We start from the raw sequence: 18,385 nt of genomic DNA, 5'->3' as shown, positions 1-18,385 counted from the left end.
GTCGGGTGTGCCGCCACATGATCGAATGCCTCCACCCGGCCACTTGCTGCCGGTCGCGAGTGACTGCTATTGAGCAGGCAGGCCCCCCGCGCCCACCTCATCGCATACTCTCATCATGAGCCGACGTACCTGCACTTCCGCGCTCGCACTTCTGGTGTTCCTGCCGGTGCTGACGGCGAAAGCCTCTCCGGGCGCTTCAGTAATCCTGCATATCGACGCAAGTACGGTTGCTGCTCTCGAGGCCTTGCGGAAGGAGCCCAAGTTTCTCAACCTGCCGGGCGCACCTGCCGTGGAGGAGCGTCGCCGCCTTGAGCCGCTCATCAACTCACTCATCGATCGACTCGTTGCCGGCATACAGGCGAACCCGAGCGACACATGGGTCTTCGGACAGATGACTCCGACCGTCGAAGCGTTTTACTTGGAAGACACCGAGGCGAGAGAACCGTGCGTCCACTACCTCGCGCGCATTTTCAAGAGCTTGGGGATCAAGAGCGACCGAGGCGCTTTCAGCCGGTTCATGATCTCCATATGACGCGTTTTGCGCTCGAAATGGGAGCGGTGAGTTTCGACAGGAGACGGCCATTTTCTGCCATTCGCGAGCGACCGGTATCGGGCTCGCGGGGCCGTGCGATCGCGTTCCTGGCGGTTGCCCGTTGCGAATTGAGAGGGAGCGAAACGATCCGGCCTCCCCAGTGCGAAGCCGCAGACGGCGACGAACAGGCAGTGTGGTGATCGAGCGGCCACCCGAACGACAATGACTCATGCCTGACAAGAGAACTTCAGACGTCGCCGGCGTCGTCCGGAAAGCCACCGAGTTGGACGCATCGGGTATCGCACGGCTCTACGCGATGCTGGTGTCAAATCCGGCGATTCGCGTGTTGCCGGAGCGGCTGACGGAGGTAGCGAACGATCCGAACACTGCGCTGTTCGTTTTCGAGGACGGTGGCGCAGTACTCGGCACGGTTATGGTCTCGCTTTGTGCCGACGTGATGTTTGGTCGACGACCGTTCGCGGTGGTCGAGAACATCATCGTCGACGAAGCGGCGCGCAGCTTGCGCATCGGCGAGCGCCTTTTGCAAGCCGTCGAGGCCTTCTGCACGGCAGCAGATTGTTCCAAGATCATGTTGCTGAGCGCCGCGGGCCGGGAGCGCGCTCATAGATTCTTCGAGCGATGTGGGTATTCAGGTTCGACCAAACGTGGCTTCGTCAAGTACCGAACGGCATTCGCTGCGAGGGATTAGTCGGTAATGATTCGGTGTCGCCGTCCGGCCACGAGCGGTCCTTCGCGAGCGGCGGCTTTCGGGTAGGCTCTAGAGATGCCGCCTCCGCCAAATAATGGTGCACCAAATGCCGCTTCGTTGCGGTTGGTCGTATTCGATCTGGACGAGACCTTGGTTCACGCCCGAGAGCAAGCCCTCGACGCCTCGCACATCGCCAAGGTCGGGCGGTACTACGTCTATGCCAGACCCCATGCCCGTCGCATTCTCCAATTCACGGCGTCAAAGTTCGACGTGGGAGTCTGGTCTTCCTCAAGCGAGGAATACGTGCAAGGTGTCGTTCAAGCATTGCTCCCGGAAGGCTTTCCGTTGAAGTTCGCTTGGTCGGTCGCCCGATGTGTGCAGCGTCCAGACATCGCGTCAGGCGGGTATGTTTACATCAAAGACCTCAGGCGCTTGATGTGCTTTGGGTATGCGCCAGAGAGCGTGCTGATGGTCGACGACAGTGCAGAGAAGGTCGCACGTCAGCCAAGATCGCACCTGGCAGTTCGTCCATTCACGGGTGACCAGTCTGACGTCGAGCTTCTTGCGGTTGAAGCTACGCTTGCGTCGCGTGTCGCCGAAAGTCCGAGGTAGACGACGGCTTTCAGGCTGCGACCTCGGTGCCCTCAATGCCGCTGATGGGATGCCTACAGGCGATCAAGCACGGCAGCCGATCGGCAACAGTCGGCCATGAGCGGTCGGTCGCCAAGGGCGGCTTGCGAACCGCACAATTGGAAACAACGCCGCGCACCACGGACCACTCCATGATCAGAATCGAGTTTGAAGAACCGACGCAGACGACGTGCGAATGCTGCGGGAAGTCCACGGTCCGCCTCACGCGCTTTGTCTACAACGGAAATGATGCGTATGCGGTCTACTACGCGAGTTTCACGAACGGGCATGCGGAAAAGAGACTGAGTGGCTTGATCGGCCTAGGCGAATGGGGTGAAGGCGGCGAGCCGGAAAACAGGACCGCCTTCGCGTTCGAGATCCGGGCTGACAAAGACAGTTTCCAGGTAGGCTTGGTGGACGCAGCGGACTCCCCTTGGAAACACGTCACCTTCCTCGGTCGCACCCTCGATCGAAGAGTAGCGCTCCAGCACCCGTGGATCCAGAAGGTATTCCACATCACCGATCACATGGTCAGCGACGACAAGGAGATCGTCGACTACTTTGCTGCCGATAGTGGCTGAGTCGCTGTGCAGCTGGATCGCCGCTGTCGGCCACTTCCTGTCGCTAGTGGACGACTGCTGTCGGGCGAGCGATATGGCCTCGGAGCACGCAGACTTCACATTGGCTTCGCGATATCGACCCAAGCTCTGCGGATGACTCCTCAACAGCTTCCCTCTGTTCTCGGTTGTGTCTTGGCAGTGGCGGCTACGGCTCTCTGCGGCGCATCGATCTTGGGCTGCAGCGGCCCCACCGATGCGCAGGTGGCAGCTGATTTTGCGAAGCTGCATTCGGGATGTACGCTAACCAGAGCCGTGGGTGGTGAGTCAGAAGGTGGAGCCCTGTGGGTGGACGTATGGGGCAACTGCACCGGTGACGACCAACGATTCAAGGACGTGTTCCGATACGTGGAGAAAGACGGTGAATGGATAGTCGTTTCATCGAGTGTGCAGACACCAATCTACCGAACCCCCTAGCCCGGCAAACGACTGCGCACCCGCATATCGTCGGGGTAACCGACTGACAGCAACGGGTCGTCTACAGGCGACCGGGCGAGGCAAGCGACCGTCCACGACCAGTCGGTCGTGACAGGCAGCTTTCGAACAGTTCGCAAGCCTCTCCGGCGTTGTTCCTTTCGAGGGGTTCTAAGAGAATGATTCCAATGCTTCGATACGCTGCGATCGTGCTGGCTGCAAGCTGTGCAACACACGCCGTTCAAGCCCAGTCGATTCCTGCGGGCACGTACATCACCGAGGGAGGATGGGGTACGTTGGTCGTTGAGAAGGATGGCAAGCTTCAACTGGACACCATCGGGGCAAACGGCCACTCGTGCGGACTGGAGGCCACCGTTCGAGACATGAAGGCTGTGACGCAGGAGGGATGCAAGATCAGCTTCGAAAGAAGCCTCGACCGAGTGTCGATCAACCCGGATCCGGCCACCGAGGCCGCATGCAGGGGGCCTTGCGGATCTCGCGCCTTCTTCCAGGGCGACTATTACCGCGAAGCTCCAGCCTGCCGTGCAGTGCTTGTGAAGCATGAGCGCGACCGTTTCACTGCGCTGTACCGCGGCCGAAAGTATCGGGAAGCCGCGGAGGCCCTCAGCGCCTTGCTGAATCGCTGCGGCCGTTTCATGTACTGGCTGCCCGACGAGGCGCAAGTGCGCAACGACTTGGCGCTGACATATCACCATCTGTCCGACGATGCTGCGTGCCTCGGCGTGTTGTCTCCGCTGCGTCGCGCATTTGTGGAAGATGAGCGAATCACCAGCCGTGCCTTCACGCCCGTTGATGAAGGCGATGGCCAAGCGATGGTACGGATCACGCGCTTCAACTGGAAGACCTGCGGCGGTGAGGTGCCGGACTGAGCGCACGACGGATGCTGCGTACTGGCGTTGAGCCGACAGATCAATGAAACTATCAGCGGTCGCTCGCTGCGCACGGCGCGCAGACCTGCAATCGGCCAGAAGCGGCCAGAAGCGGCCAGACGTGAACGGCGGCTTTCGGATAGCGTGACCCCAAGGCTACGAGCCTGATCTCTGCGGGGTTCGGCCGCTCAGGCCCTGGCGAGGAAGGCCGCCGCATCACCCGCTTCGCACTTCCAGTCTGCGAAAACCCCGACCAGATTGCATTCCACGCAGCGGCAGGCGATGTAGTACCAACGCACGTCATGTGTGCCCTCGTACACGGAGACGCCGGACATCAGCTCGAACACCTCGTTCTCGCACACGCACTCGTGCGTCTCTGGCGCGGCTTCTTCCATGTAGTCCGCGCTGTCGCCCATCGGGTGCTCTCCCCCGCAGTCGGTGCAGATGCGGATTGCGACGCCGGCTTCTTCATCGGTCCGCAGCGCGAAGGCCCGGCACCCGCAATCGCATTTGGACGCAGCAAACCGGACGGCTTCATGGCGATTCGCAACGCTGTAGCTGCGCAGCTCGGCTTGGGTGTCGCCGGACGTCGTCCCGTACCAGTATTCGCCTTTCTTCGTCAGTGCCATTGATACTGCTCCATTCTTCAAGGTGGGCTTCCGGCAGGCTTGGCGTCAGGCTCGCCCCAGAGCTGGATTTTGCCTGGAGACCCGGTGAGTCGTCGCCAAGGGCCCGGTTCGGAGAGGTCGCCGAAAAGAGCCGCGGACATCCTGCAATGCCAATCTTGGAGCCTGCAGCCACCCGGCCCCTCCGATTCGAACGGCACCCATCAGTCTGGAGAGGAAGTACGGCTTCGCAGCGGTCGGCGTCATGCAATGCTTCGGCTGCGAATCTCTGCAGACGGCCATGACCAGCCGGTCGTGACTGACGGCTTTCGGGCAGGATGCTTGCGGCGAAACCATTCAAGCGGGAGCTTTGTGAATCAGGTCCTCGTTTCGGAAGCTCAGAAGAGTCGCCTCTATGGGCATGCTGAAGCGCTCGGGTCAAGCGCCTCACCTGCGCAGTCCGGTCAATCCAAAAAAAGCGTTGTGCCTCGTGGGAGTCTCAGTTGAACACACAGAATGTTCCCAAAAGAATGTCACGGTTCGCGCGGGCTGCAGTGCTCCTGTTCGCAGTGAATGCGGTCGGAGGCTGCGGCGAATGGAACAGCTATTTGCTCGTCAAAGACGAAACGAAGCAAGTAGCCGGTTGTGCGGTCCATYGGGGAAAACTTTCGCCTGAAGACACGCAGCGATTGCATCAATGCATTGCCGCTTGCCAGCARAAGGGGTTCAGGCTTAGTGCGCCCGATACCGTGCCCCCATTGCTACCTACATCGAACGAGGTCAGCCAACCGTCGATACCAGTCGCCTGTCAGGGATAGACGATTCTGGCTCCAGGCTTCACGCAGGCGTGCGATCGTCCCGCTTGTGGTCGTCGACCTCAGCCTCGCGTACGACAGCTCAAGGTCGGCCAGCGCCTGCCAGCTCGAGCGGGCGAACGGCTGAAGCCGGCCATGACCAGTCGGTCGCGACAGACAGCTTCCAGGAGTCGCGAAAGCCCAGCAGAATGGGGCGCAGTGGCTGCATCGCTGCCACACCTCTAGCATCTTCCCATGGTGATCATGCCTGCCATCTCTGAGCTTCTATCGCTAAGCGGTCTGGCTTGGATTGCGTTTTGCGGTCTTCTTGTCTACCTCTCCAATCATTACTGGCGGAGCCAAGCGCTCAGATGCGCTCGGGTGTGGGCCGCTGAAAGTGGGCTGACAATTTCGGACACGCAGCCAATCAGGTTCCGAATGCACCGTCAGCGGCCACGAATTTCATTTGTGGCGGCATCGGGATCGGGGCAGGAGTTTTCGTTGACGCTGCAGCTACGGTCTTCTTGGTTGTGTGGGAACCCGCTGGCCGAGACGTCTACCGTCGAAGTGATGGAGCGGAAACTCAAGGACGACTAGACTCGAGGTCAGCTACGCCTGTTGTCGGCCACTTGCAGTCGTTCGCGAATGGCGGCTCTCAGATCCGCCTATCGTGACTTCACAGGTGCGTATGCACCGCGATACGCTGATTCTCGCCATCGCTGAACTAGCGGCGCTGCTGCGAAGAACCGATGCGTCCTCGAAACACACAGACTTCGCAGCGGCTTCACCATGACGGTTGAGACTCTGCGCATGACATCTCACCAGGCTCCCTCTGCTCCTGGTCGCTTCTTGGCAATCTCGGCGATGGCTCTCTGCTGTGCGTCGACATTAGGCTGCAGCGGCCCGACTGACTTACAGGTGGCAGCTGACTTTGCCAGGATGCATCCAGGTTGTACCCTCACTAGGGCTGTCGAAGGTGAGCCAGAAGATGCGTACCTGTGGATCCAGGTATCGGGCGACTGCGCCGGCGACGGGCGATCGGGTCGAGAGTGGTTCCGATATGTGGAGAACGACGGTGAATGGGTGCTCGGTCCATCGAGTGTGACGTACCGCTTTTCCGAACCACACGCGCCCGGCGAATGAACGCTCTTCCACATTTCATCTTGGGAATCGTCCAACTGCAGCGGGCCGGCCGCGTCTCCCCGCTTCGGCGCGCGAGGGCTGCTGCCGGCCACGACTTGCTGGTTGTGCGGGCAGGTCCGTGTCAGCCATGCAGCCTATGCAGTGCTCGGACGTGAGAACGCCACCATGAAACCGTTGGCATACGTCTCGCTGGCGCTGACGGCAATCGTGCTGAGTGGCGGGGCCTGCGTCTACAAAGCCTTCTCTGCTGAGGCCATACCCATAGTCGTAACGTCTGTTGATTTCGCGAGCCCGGACGGCCAGTTTGTGGCCACAGTCGAGCGAGTCCACAACGGCTTGGGCTATGGTGCAGGGGCACTGTACGAGGAGGTGCATCTCAGTCGCGTACCCAAGCCCTTGTTCAAGCATGGCGACCCTGATCCGTCGGTAGTCTTCTACGTTGAGCCAGTTTCTGGTGTGTCGGGCGCACCCACGGTCCAGTGGATTGAAAGCGCGCGGCTTCGAGTCATTCTCGATCCACGGAGCAAACCGAACCGCAAGCCGGCGTCCATCGGGCAGGTGTGGATCGAGTACGAGGGCCCGAGTTCTTGAACGGCTGCTTTTCGCCGCTGAATCAAGCGCTGTGATGGTCGGCTGAGGGTCGATAGCTCTGATTCGCGGCTCGCAGTAGCAGCCGTTCGACCAGGGCAGCGCCGGCATGCAGGCCCGTCCATTCGGGCGTGACCGAGCAAACCCAACGCGTTGCGCGACGAAGGACTCCTCTCCGTCAGAGCGGTCGCTCGAGCGACGGGCTCTGACCGACCGCAACCAGTCGAGGCTGTGTGAAAACTCAAGACTCGAAGCATTTCGGGGGTCTTCTCACCTCCACCTGAAGGTCGATCGTCGAACACGGAGCGATCTGAGAGGTCGATATCGATGACGACCTTCAAGGCGGCGGGTTTTCACACAGCCTCAGTCTGAAGCAGTCATCCTGCCGGGCAGAGTCAGCCTACGCGGGTGAGGGCGGCTAGCTAATTGGATCGGTGCCTCGGGTCGGAGTCGGAAGACCGCACAGATCCTTGCTTGCGGCTGGTTTGGCGTAATTTCGGCGCACTTCGGTTGTCGCTCATCGACAACGTCAACCTTATCCGGTATGCCGGTTCGTCTCAGCTTGTCAGGCGGTGCCGGCCATGCAGCCAGTGCCATCCGAACGGCAGAACCAACATCACGCCAAGGCCAAGGTGCAGGTAGGCGGCCGCGGCGCCAACGGCCTCGTCGCCGGCGTAGTAGATGACCACTGCGGTCGCCGCCAGCGCCAACAGCAGCACTCCCAGCACCAGCCCGCTGACACGTTGACGGCGGCGCCGCCAGCCCGATCGCATGTGGACACTCCACAGCGCTCCCACCAGCATCAGCAGCGCAAAACCGCCGACCGCATGTGCGGCCGCCCAACCGATGCGCGCACCCGACGCCAAGCGCCAAGGCAGGGCCAGTTCGCCGCGCAGGACCAGGGTGGTCGGCGCCAGCAGCGCGCCGCTGAGCAGCATCAGCAGCATCGCCGCGATGAGGGCCGGCAGGAACCAGCGCGGATAGCCTTTCACCTGCCCACCTTCGGCTCGAGCAGGCAGCCGCCGAGACGCTGCACCCGATCGCGGCGCTCACTGGCAGCCACCGTGGCAGCCACCTTGGTGAGGGCATCCGCACGCCAGGCCGTGCGCGCGAGCACCGTCCACACGCCGGCTTGCGCCAGCTGTGCTGGCGGCGCGACGATGCGGGCGGGGAAGGACGCATCCTCCGCCCCAGGTGCGCTGACGCGCGTGCTGGCGATTGCCGCGTCGCGCAAAGCGCCCAACGGCTGCAGCTTGCCGTCGAGTTCGCGCCGGTGCACCGGCAACGCGAGGTCACCGAACACGCGCAGGTCCCCGCCGGCATTGACCCAACCGCTGGCCACGCCGCATCCCCGCATGCGGCGGATCGCATGGTCGACCGCGAAGCCCTTGGCAATGCCATCCAGCGTCAACCGCACCGGCCGCCGCAGCCGCGCCCGGCCGGGGCCGAGTACGATGTCGGCGTCGGTCCCGCGCGGCAGCGGGTCTGGCCCTCCATGGTTCGGCAGTGCACCGTCGCGCACCAGCTGGCCGCCGACGGTGCAGTCGAAGGCCCCGCCGCTCGCCCGCATCGCGGCCCGCGCCAGGCGCAGCACGCGCAGCGTGAGCGGGTGCAACGCCACGTCGCGCTCCGGCGCGCAGTTCAGACGTGTCAAGTCGCTGTCCGGCGCGTGGAAACTCATATGCCCCTGCACCTCGTCGATCGCCTCGAAGGCAAGCCGCAGGCCGCGCTCCGCGTCGGCAAGCGAATCGGCACGCGCCGCCACCTCGACATAGGTGCCGAGCAGCGGACGCATGCGGCGAACTTCAGGCATGGGGAGTGAGGAACAGCTTGTGGATGGCCAGCAGTCGCTTCACGCCGTCCATCACGTTGCGGCACGACAGCGTCGCGCCGCTGATGTTGGGCACGTCTTGGTCGAGCTTGAAGGGATCCGCCAGGGTCTTGCCCACCAGCGACTTCCGCCAGGCGGCATCGCGAACCTGGCCGCCGTGCGTCTCGCGGTAGCTCATGATCTCCACGCCCAGCACGTGTCCGTCCGGCGAGATCGCGGTGGCATAGGTGATGAACTCGTGCTTCCCGATGACCTCGTCAACGAGCATCCAGCCCTGAAGCGCGCCGTCGCGCTCGACACGCCAGACCTTCTGCTCATCCCACCGCTGGCGCAGGCCGGAGGCCGACTTGATGCGCTCACGCTGCTCGTCGTTGAACTTCAACGTCTGTTCGACGAAATCCTTCGCCGCAGGGAACAGCAGGGTCTGCGCCTGCGCGGCGCTGAGGTAGTCAACCGCGAAGGCGGGCGACGCCAACGCCACGCCCGGCAACAGGAATACCGACCAGTCACGCGCCTTCATACTGCCTCGACGTCAGAAGTTGTAGCCGACCTTGACGCGCACTTCGTTCTTGGTCTTCTCGATCAAGTGCAGCCGCGCGTCGGACTGGCCGTCGTAACGTTCACCGCCGCCGCGTACCTGCTTGAAGGCGGTGAGGGTCGCCCACCATTGCTGGCCGGCCCAGTGCAGCGAAGGCCCGGCAAACAGCGACCAGCGCTCGAGGCCGACCTCGGTCTCGTATTCGGTCTCGTGCACTGCCTCGGCGCCGATGAACCAGCCCGGCGCGAAGCGGTACGACAGGCCGGTGCCGTACTTGAAGTTGATCTCCATTTCCGGGTCGGTCGGCCACTCGTACCCCTCTGGTAGGTCGGCGATCGCCTTGCGCTTCTCGTAGGCGGCGCGCAGGCCGACGTTGCCGACCCAGACGAGCTGGCCTTCCATGAAGTACTTCTGCGCCTGCAACTGGGTCTCGAACTCGATCTCGCGCTTCTTCTGGCCCGAATGCACATCAAGGAGTCCGTACTCCAAGCTGCTCGTCATGGACAAGCCGAAGTCGTCCTTGGCCGGGCTGAGGAAGTTGTACTTGACGCCCAGTTCGATGCCCTGCAGGCGCAGGCTGAATTTCTCGTCGCGCGGCAGGTAGCCGTTGATCACCAGGCCCGAGGTGTCAATGCCCAGGCCGTTGAGCTCCGCCGACACCTGGAAGCGGTCGGTGACGCCGTACTCGATCTCCGACTTGGTGTCGATCGCACGGTAGGTGCCTGCACCCTTGTTCGAGCGCTGCGTGACCCACTGGTAGAACTCGGCTGACCCCTTGGGCAAGGTCTCGGCACCGCGCACGTAGCCGAAGAGGTTTTCGTCGGCGTGCGCGGACACGGACAGAGCGAGCGCAAAGGCTCCGAGCAGTGACAGGCGAAGCAGGGACATGCGGGTTCCAAGGTAGATGAAGGCAAATGCGAATGCTTTGCACTCATATTCTACCGATGACCGGCAACCAGCTAAATTGGCGCGGAAGGGAGTAGCCCGCCCTCATCAGATCGGATGCGGCCGGACCTCATCGTTCGGCGAGCCAAAATTCCTGCGAGATCCGCCTCGTTCAAGCGCTCACCGTACGATCGTCGATGCGTGCTATCCGGAAGACCGACACCGCGCTGACCAGCCTCGCAGCCTGCTGCTTCAGGCTCTCCGCTGCAGCGGCCGACTCCTCGACAAGCGCGGCGTTTTGCTGTGTGACCTGATCCAGCTGCAACACTGCGTCGTTGACTTGGCCGATGCCAGTCGTCTGCTCGTCGGAGGCACTGCTGATCTCGGACAACATTTCATTGACGCGCCGCACCTGCGCCACGATCTCGCCCATCGTGCGCCCGGCATCGCCCACCAGTTGGCCACCGGTCGCGACCTTGCCGACACTGTCGTCGATCAAACCCTTGATCTCGCGAGCCGCGTGCGCGCTGCGTTGCGCAAGCGTGCGCACTTCGCCCGCCACAACTGCGAAACCGCGGCCCTGTTCGCCGGCTCGAGCCGCCTCGACCGCCGCGTTGAGCGCCAGGATGTTCGTCTGAAATGCGATGCCGTCGATCACGCCGGTGATATCGGCGATCTTCCGGCTCGCTTGTGCGATCTCGGCCATCGTATGCGCGACGCGTTCCACCACTGCACCGCCTTCAGTCGCCACGCGGCGAGCAGAATCCGCCAATTCGCTTGCTGTGCGAGCCGTGTCGGCGTTGTTGCGAACGGTCCCAGTGAGTTGCTCCATCGATGCGGCGGTCTGCTGGAGGTTGGAGGCTTGTTCTTCAGTGCGTTGACTCAGGTCTTGGTTACCGATCGCGATCTGGCTTGAGCCGGTAGCAATGCCGTCGCTGCTTTGCCGCACCTCGGCGACGATGCGCTGCAAATTGGTATTCATCTCCTTCAGCGCCAGCAATAGCTCACCGGTTTCATCCTTGGTGTCGACGGTGATTTCGGAACTGAGGTCTCCCGAGGCCACCCTTTTCGCTACCTGAACCGCACGTCCGATCGGTCGAGTGATGGATCCAGTGACGATCCAGGCCATCAATACCGCCAGACCGATCGCCGCGCCGCCGAGCACGAGCATCATTGACTTGCCTACGCTGTAGGCGCGGCTGCCCTGTTCGCCTGCCTGGTTGAATTGAAGGCCGAGGTCTGCCACCAGCGTGGCGAGCGCAGCCTGGTAGCTGTGCTGATCCTTGCGCATGTTGCCGAGGGCCAGTGCGACGGCTGCATCTTGGTTGCCGCCAGCGAGCAGGGCTGCGAACGCCTGTTGATCTGCGATGAACAGTGCGCGACTCTCTTTGACAGCCGCGAAGGTCCGCCGTGTCTCCGGCGCTTGCAGCGTGCGGTCCAGCTTATCCATGGACTCGCCGATCCGTGCCTGTGCGGCTGCAATGTCGGATGCAGTCTTGCTCCGGCTTTGCGTGTCCTTGTCAATGAGCTGTGCGCGCACGCCACGCACGATGACGTTGACATCGCTCTCAATGGCGAACGCGAGCAGCATCTTCGGGTAGCGGTTGCCCACCACCAAGTCGAGTTGATCTCGCAGGTCGGTCAGCCGCAGCAACCCAGTGCCGACGACGGCGACCAGCAGCATGAGCACGAATGCGAAGGACAGCGCCAAGCGCGTACCGATCTTGAGATCCAAAAGGGTCTTCATCTATGGCTCCCTGCGAGGTGGCGTTGATCGATACGGCAAGTCCAAACTATCGGCCACCACACAGTTCACTTGAGCCACACGATGCTCACCAACTCTCATTCCTCAAAGAAATGCACCTCCGGACCGCAGATCGTTGGAGAACCTGATTGGGCTGCGGTCGGAGCTAAGGCGAACTTAAGTTTTTGCTAAGCACTCGCTAAGCCACGTCGAACCAACATGGGCGGGTGACACCCACCTTGAAAGCCACGCTGCAGCTGACGGCGAACGGCGCGTCGCTTGCGCCCCCTTTGGCGCCAGCACGCAGCCACTCCGAAGCACCGACCCAAGCGGTGCTGCTGCTCATTGCCGCCCTGCTGCTGCTTCGCCTGGTTGCGATGACCTGGCTGCCGCTGATGGACACCACAGAGGCTCGCTATGCCGAGGTCGGCCGCAAGATGCTCGAGCTCGGAGACTGGATCACGCCCTGGCACGACTACGGTGTCCCCTTCTGGGCCAAGCCTCCGCTCTCATTCTGGCTCACAGCCGCGAGCATGAAGCTGTTCGGCGTAAACGAGTTCGCGGCACGACTGCCTCACTTCCTCTGCATGATGCTCGTGGCCGCAGCTTGCGGGCGCTTGGCAGCTTCGCGTCATGACACTCCGCCACTAGCCGCCATCGGCATGCTGGCAGGCGCCGCACTGTCGCTGGTGGCTGCCGGTGCCGTGATGACCGATTCGGCACTCGTCGTCGGCACCTCGCTGGCCCTGTGCGGCCTGTGGCAGGCATTGCACGGGCCACGACACCGCATCGGCAACGCCCTGCTGTTTGGCGGCCTCGCGATCGGGCTGCTCGCCAAAGGCCCGCTGGTGCTCGTGCTGGTGGGCCTTCCGACAGCGGCATGGGCCACGTGGACGCGACAGGTCCGCCGCATGATGAAGGATGTTCCGTGGATCGCCGGGCTAGGCGCGACGGCTTTGGCCACCGGCTGGTGGTACATCACTGCCGAGCTGAAGACACCAGGCTTCATCGACTACTTCATCGTCGGCGAACACTGGCACCGCTTCGTCACGCCGGGATGGTCGGGCGACCGCTACGGTTTCGCACACGCATTGCCTCCTGGCACCATCTGGCTCTTCGCGCTGGCCTCGACTCTGCCTTGGCCACTGGTGCTGCTGACCGCCGCATTCACGCGGCGCTCCGCAATGCCCTGCGCGACCGAAGCGGATACCGACACGCGCTCATGGCAGATCTACCTGGCCTGCTGGTCGCTCGCGCCGCTGCTGTTCTTCACCGCCGCGCGCAACATCATCCTGCCCTATGCGCTGCCGGCCTTGCCGGCGATGGCGCTGTTGGCCAGCCACTGGCTCTCGCATCGCGTCGGCACCGGGCGCATGAACGCCTGGGTCGCCGCAGGCCTGGCGCTGTCAACGGCGGGCGCGCTGGCCCTCGTGATCCGCGCTGAGCAGGCCGGCACCTTCAGCAGTGGCTCGGCCAAGGACGTCGTCAGTGCCTGGGAATCGCAGCGCCACCATAGCGCCGAGCCGCTGGTGTTCGTGACCGAGCGTCTGCACTCGGCCTCGTTCTACAGCGCTGGACAAGCAGAGTTCGTCGACACCCCGGTCGAAGCCCTACAGCGCCTCGCACGGAGCGGCGGCTTTGTCGCGCTGCGTGATGGCGACACCAGCAACCTCGCGCAGTTCGATTGCGTCACGCAACGGACCTCGGTCGGCGGCTTCATGCTGCTTCACTTGCACCTGCCCCTGCTGGGCGACGGCAGCCATGCCTGCCCGAATGCCGCACCTTACAGCGGCATCTATCGCGGGCCACACCGAGCGCCGCCGCTACATGTTGGCCCGCTTGGCAAAAAAACCTAGCCACGGTTCATCAGGCGCGATGCGATGCCCAATACATCGCGAACAAGCTCTCGCTCGCCAACGAACACGCCATCATGCCGACCGCGCTCGACCAGTGCCACAAGTAGCGTGGCAACACGCTCGTTGCTCTCGATCGCCCAGAAGGCCCGCAATCGTCGGGCCTTCGACGAACCGGTCGTGCAGTAGGTGGCGGCTCCGATGTCCACGCCGGCATGCTCCCGCACGAGCTCAGCAAACGACTCGTTCGACAAACACAGCACGTAGCCGCTACCCATCTTGAAAAGGCGCTCCAACTTCCTTCTGTCGTAGGCGGAAAGATCTGACATCGGACGAGACGCTCCATCGACTGTTCGCGTTCGTGCATCCTGGGGATCAATCCTTAGCGCAGATTTAGGGCTTGGCCACAGCCCGGCTCAAAGACAGCAGGTTCCCGCCCGCGCTACGAAGAGCTGGTGCGGACATGCCTCGCGCCAAGCTCAGCGGACAAAGGCGCACTCCCGATCGGCACGGTCGAACAGCACCAGCATCAGCGCCAGCCACGTCACGCCGGCGGCGAAACCCGCCACCACGTCGCTGGCGTAGTGCGTCCCGAAGTAGATGCGACTGACGCCGACCCAGACCACCATCGCGGCAGCCACAGACCATGCCACCATGCAGCCACGCTTCAACCCGCCGTTGGTCAACGATTCACCCAGCATGGTCGTCGCGAACACAATGGCCTACGACCGGTCGTGCTGCCACCACAGCATCAACAGCACGAGCGACGACAGCAGCGTCAGGCCGATCGTCCCGTGCGTATCGACAACCTCGACATCTTCGACACGCGCCTTGAGGAGGAGGACAACACCCTGTTCCGGCTCGCGAACTGGCTGCACCTCCAGACGCGGCGAGAGACCATCGAGCAGCAACTGCTGTTCGCTCGCGGCGACCGCTACAACGCGCGGCTGCTGCGCGCATAGGAGCGTGCTGCGCGCCGACGGCTACCCGCTGCGATACCAGAGCGGCAGCGGCCGGTGGATCGCCACCATCGAAGAGCGGGCGTTCTCCGACTGGTTCCCGTTCCGGCTCTTTCACGTCGGCGGCGCGGTGTTCTACGACATGGGCCGCACCTGGGACGGCGCCCTGCCGGGCGACTCGGCGCAGGGGCTACTGCGCGACGCCGGCTTCAGGCTGCGCCTGGGCAATAGCCGCTCCGGCCAGGGCACCGTCGTGGATGCGGTCTTCCCGATGGACGGCGACAAGTCGATCAAGAAGGTGCAGTTCATCGGCGAGGCCAAGCGCAGCTTCTGACGGCGCCGGTGCACGCCTAAGTCGCCACTAAGGCCCCGGGGCCAGCATGGCCGCCCCCGATGGACAACTTCCACCTCTTCGAGCTGATCAACGCGCCGGCAGGGCTGCATCCGACACGCTTGATGCTGGCGCTATTCATCGCCCGCTGGCTCGTCTGGCTGCTGCCGCCGGCAGTCGCGATGGTCTGGTTGTGTTCCGAACGCAGCACACGGCGCGAGTTGCTGCACCTGCTGGTGGCCGCGGCGTGCGCGGTGGTGATCGCTGAGCTGGTACGGTATGCGTGGCCGCATCCACGCCCCTCGGCACTTCGGCTCGGTCACCACTATCTGGCCCATGCAGGCGACTCTGGTCTGCCTAGCGACCAGGTGACGGTGGTATGGGCTCTCGCGCTGGCCGCGCTGTGGACGCACCGGCTCTCGGTGCTGAGCTTTCCGCTGCTGGCCGCCGGCTTGGTGCTCGGTCTCGCCCGCGTCTACGTCGGCGTCAATTTCCCGTACGACGTGCTCGCGGCACTCCCGGTTTCGCTGGGCGGGGCGCTCCTGGCCTGGGGGCTGCGCCGGGTACTTGCACCGATCGTCACGCGGATGATCGAGGCCTATGATCGTTGCGCCCACCACCTTCGGGCTCGATTCCGCGCAGTACCTCCGACCTGACCCGGTGCATGGGATGCCCGAATGAGAGTTCTCCTGATCGAAGACGACGCGATGGTCGGCAAGGCGGTGCACCAAGGGCTGCTTGATGCCGGCTTCGTTGTCGACTGGGTAACCGATGGACGCGAAGGCGAATTGGCGCTGGGGAATCGTGTCTACGATGCCGCGATCCTCGACCTGGGCCTACCTCGCAAGGATGGCATGGCGGTGCTCCACTCGCTACGCAGCGCCCGCAATCCGGTGCCGATTCTGGTCGCGTCGGCACGCGACACGGTGCGCGACCGCATCGACTGCCTTGATGCCGGGGCCGACGACTTTGTGCTGAAGCCTTTCGACATGGACGAGTTGGTCGCGCGCGTACGCGCGCTCGTCCGCAGAGCCACAGGAAGCGGTACTCCGTTCCTGGAGAGCGGCACGTTGGTGCTGGATCCGCTGCGTCGCCTCGTTACGCAAGCCGGCGTGGAAGTCGAACTCTCGCCGCTCGAGTTCGCCGTGCTCGAGACCCTGATGCGCCGGCCTGGCGTCGTGCTGTCGAGAGAGCGTCTCGAAGAGGCGGTCTACGGCTGGGGCGAAGAGGTCATCAGCAACGCAATCGAGGTGCACCTGCACAACCTGCGCAAGAAGCTCGGTGCCTCGGTCATCAAGAACGTCCGCGGCGTGGGCTATCGGGTGATGGCAGGCTGATGCGCTCGATCGAGCGCTATCTGCTGGCCTGGCTGATGGGTGCACTCGCACTCGGCGGCCTGCTGGTCGCGATCGTCACCTACGTCGTCACGCTGGACGAGATGAACGAGGTGTTCGATGCCGACCTGAAGAACGTCGCCCAATCCGTGGCACGCTACCACCTGGCCGCTTACGACGCGCGCCGCCATGATGCCCTGGTGCTGCCCGAGCGCACCGACACACCCGACGACGTCGAGATCGTCACGCTGACCTGGACCGACGAAGGTGAGCGAGTCTATGCCTCCGATCCACGCGTGAAACTGCCGTTCTCGAACATCGAAGGCCTTGCGCGGCTGGAGGTCGACGGTGAAGAGTGGATCGTCTATTCGAGCGTGGCCCCCGACGGAGTCGCGCAGGCGGCGCAGCGCGTCTCGCAGCGGCACCAGATGGCAGCGGAATCGGGTGCCAAGGTGTTCCCTCCAATGCTGGTGCTGGTCATCGTGGTGGGTGGCTTGCTCCTGTTCGGGCTGCGCCGCGGCCTGCAGCCGCTGGGCGATGCGGCGCGCGACGTAGCAGCGCGCAGCGCCCGCTCGATGCTGCCGATTGCCACCGATGGCGTGCCGCGCGAGATCAAGCCGCTCGTACTGTCGATCAACGACCTGCTGGGTCGCTTATCCGAAAGCTTTGCGGCGCAGCGGCGCTTCCTGGCAGATGCAGCGCATGAATTGCGTACACCGGTGACGGCGCTGCGACTGCAGGTGCACCTGCTGCGCCGCTCCGACAGCCCGACCTCACGCCAGGACGCGTTGGACGAACTGGAGCAAGGCGTGATCCGCTCGGAGCGGATGGTGCAGCAGCTGCTGGCAGTAGCGCGTTCGGAGCCCGATGGCGAGAGCATGCGCGTCGAACAAGTCAGCCTGGACGACTTGGTGCGATCGGCGGTATCGGACTTCGCGGCAAAAGCCGAGCATCGCGGCATCGACCTTGGGGCGCGCGTCGGCGCCGGCATCATGGCGCGGGCCGACGCCCATCAGCTGCGCGTGCTGCTCGACAATCTGGTCGAGAACGCGCTGCGCTACACACCGTCGCGCGGCGTGGTCGACGTCGAGGCGGACCTGCAGGACGGGCGGCCGCGACTACGCGTCGTCGACAACGGACCCGGCATCCCCGAAGCCGAACGCGAGCGTGTGTTTGACCGCTTCTACCGCGGCGTGGATGCGCAGACGCTCGCGCCCGACAGCGGCGGCAGCGGGCTGGGTCTGGCCATCGTGCAGGCCATCGCCGAACGCCAACACGCGAACGTCAGCCTGCACACGCCGCAGGCGCATCGCGGGCTGGAGGTGCGGGTCGTGTTCTCTCAACTGCAAGGAGCCTGACATGGGCATGCCGGCGAGCTGGTTTCAGTGGGCCTTGCTGTCGGCAACGTTCGCCGCACTGACGGCAATCTTCGCCAAGGTCGGCATTCGCGGTGTCGACTCCGACCTCGCCACGTTGGTGCGCACCACGGTCATCCTTGCCGTGCTGGCCGCCTTCGTCGTCTGGACGGGCAAGTGGTCGAACCCGCTCGCGCTGCCGAGCAAGACCTGGGTTTTCCTGGTGCTCTCCGGGCTGGCCACCGGAGCCTCTTGGGTCTGCTACTTCAGAGCGCTGCAGATCGGCAACGCATCGCAGGTGGCCCCGGTCGACAAGCTGAGCCTAGTGCTGGTCGCGGTGTTCGCCTTCGCCTTCCTCGGCGAGCGGCCGAGCCTGCGCGAATGGGCCGGGATCGCGATGGTGGCGGGCGGCGTGCTGGTTCTCTCGATCAAGCGCTAACGCGACCGGCGGCTTCTCCATGGCCGTCTTCAGCCGTGCAGTTTCTGGTGAATGGCAGGGCAGCCAGCGGCGGACGCGCCCCTCCTCCCGCAGGACGGGCAATTTCCGGAAGACGCAAGGCGTCGTTGACTTCGATGGTTTGGGGATTTTTCGATTCATCCGCCGCTCGACGGGTGCATTCATGTGGCAGCTCC

Annotated in this window: 21 protein-coding genes; 13 read left to right on the top strand and 8 right to left on the bottom strand. The window is 63.6% G+C overall.

Annotated elements, in window-relative coordinates:
* Window positions 1-115: 115 nt before the first annotated feature.
* From ACXJLU_RS06055 to ACXJLU_RS06035, 5 genes are all read left to right on the top strand, one after another.
* Window positions 116-532: a DUF4844 domain-containing protein gene (locus ACXJLU_RS06055; protein ID WP_457329547.1), complete on the top strand. Its 417-nt coding sequence runs from the start codon at window positions 116-118 to the stop codon at window positions 530-532.
* A gap of 229 nt (window positions 533-761) precedes the next feature.
* Complete coding sequence (locus ACXJLU_RS06050) at window positions 762-1,241, top strand: GNAT family N-acetyltransferase (RefSeq protein ID WP_457329546.1); 480 nt, start codon at window positions 762-764, stop codon at window positions 1,239-1,241.
* Between the two features lie 75 nt (window positions 1,242-1,316).
* On the top strand, window positions 1,317-1,853 hold the full coding sequence (locus ACXJLU_RS06045) for an NIF family HAD-type phosphatase (RefSeq protein ID WP_457329545.1): 537 nt from the start codon (window positions 1,317-1,319) through the stop codon (window positions 1,851-1,853).
* A gap of 35 nt (window positions 1,854-1,888) precedes the next feature.
* Window positions 1,889-2,452 (top strand): hypothetical protein, encoded by a 564-nt coding sequence (locus ACXJLU_RS06040; RefSeq protein ID WP_457329544.1) that lies wholly within the window; start codon window positions 1,889-1,891, stop codon window positions 2,450-2,452.
* 638 nt (window positions 2,453-3,090) lie between these two features.
* Complete coding sequence (locus ACXJLU_RS06035) at window positions 3,091-3,792, top strand: hypothetical protein (protein ID WP_457329543.1); 702 nt, start codon at window positions 3,091-3,093, stop codon at window positions 3,790-3,792.
* A 188-nt stretch (window positions 3,793-3,980) separates the two neighbouring features.
* On the opposite strand, the gene ACXJLU_RS06030 is transcribed toward ACXJLU_RS06035, so the two are convergent.
* Complete coding sequence (locus ACXJLU_RS06030; protein ID WP_457329542.1) at window positions 3,981-4,421, bottom strand: hypothetical protein; 441 nt, start codon at window positions 4,419-4,421, stop codon at window positions 3,981-3,983.
* A 2,078-nt stretch (window positions 4,422-6,499) separates the two neighbouring features.
* Here ACXJLU_RS06030 and ACXJLU_RS06025 point away from each other — a divergent pair.
* A complete protein-coding gene (locus tag ACXJLU_RS06025; protein WP_457329541.1) occupies window positions 6,500-6,925 on the top strand; it encodes a hypothetical protein in 426 nt (141 codons plus the stop codon).
* Window positions 6,926-7,479: 554 nt separating this feature from the next.
* Here the strand turns inward: ACXJLU_RS06025 and ACXJLU_RS06020 are convergent.
* The 5 genes from ACXJLU_RS06020 to ACXJLU_RS06000 all read right to left on the bottom strand — a co-directional run bounded on the left by ACXJLU_RS06020 (window position 7,480) and on the right by ACXJLU_RS06000 (window position 11,923).
* On the bottom strand, window positions 7,480-7,914 hold the full coding sequence (locus ACXJLU_RS06020) for a hypothetical protein (RefSeq protein WP_457329540.1): 435 nt from the start codon (window positions 7,912-7,914) through the stop codon (window positions 7,480-7,482).
* On the bottom strand, window positions 7,911-8,717 hold the full coding sequence (locus tag ACXJLU_RS06015; protein WP_457329539.1) for an FAD:protein FMN transferase: 807 nt from the start codon (window positions 8,715-8,717) through the stop codon (window positions 7,911-7,913). The genes ACXJLU_RS06020 and ACXJLU_RS06015 overlap by 4 nt, the downstream gene beginning before the upstream one ends.
* 10 nt (window positions 8,718-8,727) lie before the next feature.
* Window positions 8,728-9,273, bottom strand: coding sequence for an FMN-binding protein (locus ACXJLU_RS06010; RefSeq protein WP_457329538.1), 546 nt, complete (start codon window positions 9,271-9,273; stop codon window positions 8,728-8,730).
* 12 nt (window positions 9,274-9,285) lie between these two features.
* Window positions 9,286-10,179, bottom strand: coding sequence for a DUF6662 family protein (locus ACXJLU_RS06005; RefSeq protein WP_457329537.1), 894 nt, complete (start codon window positions 10,177-10,179; stop codon window positions 9,286-9,288).
* A gap of 169 nt (window positions 10,180-10,348) precedes the next feature.
* Entirely contained in the window at window positions 10,349-11,923 is a 1,575-nt protein-coding gene (locus ACXJLU_RS06000) for a methyl-accepting chemotaxis protein (RefSeq protein ID WP_457329536.1), read from the bottom strand.
* 236 nt (window positions 11,924-12,159) lie between these two features.
* Between ACXJLU_RS06000 and ACXJLU_RS05995 the strand changes: the two genes are divergently transcribed.
* Complete coding sequence (locus ACXJLU_RS05995; protein ID WP_457329535.1) at window positions 12,160-13,776, top strand: ArnT family glycosyltransferase; 1,617 nt, start codon at window positions 12,160-12,162, stop codon at window positions 13,774-13,776.
* Here ACXJLU_RS05995 and ACXJLU_RS05990 read toward each other — a convergent pair.
* Together ACXJLU_RS05990 and ACXJLU_RS05985 are read right to left on the bottom strand one after the other, a co-directional pair.
* Complete coding sequence (locus tag ACXJLU_RS05990; protein WP_457329534.1) at window positions 13,773-14,102, bottom strand: hypothetical protein; 330 nt, start codon at window positions 14,100-14,102, stop codon at window positions 13,773-13,775. The two genes, ACXJLU_RS05995 and ACXJLU_RS05990, sit on opposite strands and share 4 nt — an antisense overlap.
* A gap of 150 nt (window positions 14,103-14,252) precedes the next feature.
* Window positions 14,253-14,429, bottom strand: coding sequence for a phosphatase PAP2 family protein (locus ACXJLU_RS05985; protein WP_457329533.1), 177 nt, complete (start codon window positions 14,427-14,429; stop codon window positions 14,253-14,255).
* 78 nt (window positions 14,430-14,507) lie between these two features.
* Here ACXJLU_RS05985 and ACXJLU_RS05980 point away from each other — a divergent pair, with 78 nt between their 5' ends.
* The 6 genes from ACXJLU_RS05980 to ACXJLU_RS05955 are packed head-to-tail and all read left to right on the top strand — an operon-like array spanning window position 14,508 to window position 18,191.
* Window positions 14,508-14,735: a hypothetical protein gene (locus tag ACXJLU_RS05980; protein WP_457329532.1), complete on the top strand. Its 228-nt coding sequence runs from the start codon at window positions 14,508-14,510 to the stop codon at window positions 14,733-14,735.
* 4 nt (window positions 14,736-14,739) lie between these two features.
* Complete coding sequence (locus ACXJLU_RS05975; protein ID WP_457329531.1) at window positions 14,740-15,066, top strand: hypothetical protein; 327 nt, start codon at window positions 14,740-14,742, stop codon at window positions 15,064-15,066.
* A 59-nt stretch (window positions 15,067-15,125) separates the two neighbouring features.
* The gene (locus ACXJLU_RS05970; protein WP_457329530.1) at window positions 15,126-15,719 is read left to right on the top strand and encodes a phosphatase PAP2 family protein; all 594 of its coding nucleotides are present in this window, start codon (window positions 15,126-15,128) and stop codon (window positions 15,717-15,719) included.
* Between the two features lie 21 nt (window positions 15,720-15,740).
* The gene (locus tag ACXJLU_RS05965) at window positions 15,741-16,400 is read left to right on the top strand and encodes a response regulator (protein ID WP_457329529.1); all 660 of its coding nucleotides are present in this window, start codon (window positions 15,741-15,743) and stop codon (window positions 16,398-16,400) included.
* Window positions 16,400-17,755: a sensor histidine kinase gene (locus ACXJLU_RS05960; protein ID WP_457329528.1), complete on the top strand. Its 1,356-nt coding sequence runs from the start codon at window positions 16,400-16,402 to the stop codon at window positions 17,753-17,755. Before ACXJLU_RS05965 ends, ACXJLU_RS05960 begins: the two co-directional genes overlap by 1 nt.
* 1 nt (window position 17,756) lies before the next feature.
* A complete protein-coding gene (locus tag ACXJLU_RS05955) occupies window positions 17,757-18,191 on the top strand; it encodes an EamA family transporter (protein ID WP_457329527.1) in 435 nt (144 codons plus the stop codon).
* Window positions 18,192-18,385 lie beyond the last annotated feature (194 nt).

The sequence above is a fragment of the Rhizobacter sp. P5_C2 genome (genome assembly GCF_054049715.1).
This window is presented reverse-complemented; position numbering and strand designations above follow the sequence as displayed.

Bases quoted from the DNA above. Each gene is read 5' to 3' on its own strand.
- ACXJLU_RS06055 (WP_457329547.1), top strand. From the start codon at position 116: ATGAGCCGACGTACCTGCACTTCCGCGCTCGCACTTCTGGTGTTCCTG.
- ACXJLU_RS06050 (WP_457329546.1), top strand. From the start codon at position 762: ATGCCTGACAAGAGAACTTCAGACGTCGCCGGCGTCGTCCGGAAAGCC.
- ACXJLU_RS06045 (WP_457329545.1), top strand. From the start codon at position 1,317: ATGCCGCCTCCGCCAAATAATGGTGCACCAAATGCCGCTTCGTTGCGG.
- ACXJLU_RS06040 (WP_457329544.1), top strand. From the start codon at position 1,889: ATGCCGCTGATGGGATGCCTACAGGCGATCAAGCACGGCAGCCGATCG.
- ACXJLU_RS06035 (WP_457329543.1), top strand. From the start codon at position 3,091: ATGCTTCGATACGCTGCGATCGTGCTGGCTGCAAGCTGTGCAACACAC.
- ACXJLU_RS06030 (WP_457329542.1), bottom strand. From the start codon at position 4,421: ATGGCACTGACGAAGAAAGGCGAATACTGGTACGGGACGACGTCCGGC.
- ACXJLU_RS06025 (WP_457329541.1), top strand. From the start codon at position 6,500: ATGAAACCGTTGGCATACGTCTCGCTGGCGCTGACGGCAATCGTGCTG.
- ACXJLU_RS06015 (WP_457329539.1), bottom strand. From the start codon at position 8,717: ATGCGTCCGCTGCTCGGCACCTATGTCGAGGTGGCGGCGCGTGCCGAT.
- ACXJLU_RS06010 (WP_457329538.1), bottom strand. From the start codon at position 9,273: ATGAAGGCGCGTGACTGGTCGGTATTCCTGTTGCCGGGCGTGGCGTTG.
- ACXJLU_RS06005 (WP_457329537.1), bottom strand. From the start codon at position 10,179: ATGTCCCTGCTTCGCCTGTCACTGCTCGGAGCCTTTGCGCTCGCTCTG.
- ACXJLU_RS06000 (WP_457329536.1), bottom strand. From the start codon at position 11,923: ATGAAGACCCTTTTGGATCTCAAGATCGGTACGCGCTTGGCGCTGTCC.
- ACXJLU_RS05990 (WP_457329534.1), bottom strand. From the start codon at position 14,102: ATGTCAGATCTTTCCGCCTACGACAGAAGGAAGTTGGAGCGCCTTTTC.
- ACXJLU_RS05985 (WP_457329533.1), bottom strand. From the start codon at position 14,429: ATGGTGGCATGGTCTGTGGCTGCCGCGATGGTGGTCTGGGTCGGCGTC.
- ACXJLU_RS05970 (WP_457329530.1), top strand. From the start codon at position 15,126: ATGGACAACTTCCACCTCTTCGAGCTGATCAACGCGCCGGCAGGGCTG.
- ACXJLU_RS05965 (WP_457329529.1), top strand. From the start codon at position 15,741: ATGAGAGTTCTCCTGATCGAAGACGACGCGATGGTCGGCAAGGCGGTG.
- ACXJLU_RS05960 (WP_457329528.1), top strand. From the start codon at position 16,400: ATGCGCTCGATCGAGCGCTATCTGCTGGCCTGGCTGATGGGTGCACTC.
- ACXJLU_RS05955 (WP_457329527.1), top strand. From the start codon at position 17,757: ATGGGCATGCCGGCGAGCTGGTTTCAGTGGGCCTTGCTGTCGGCAACG.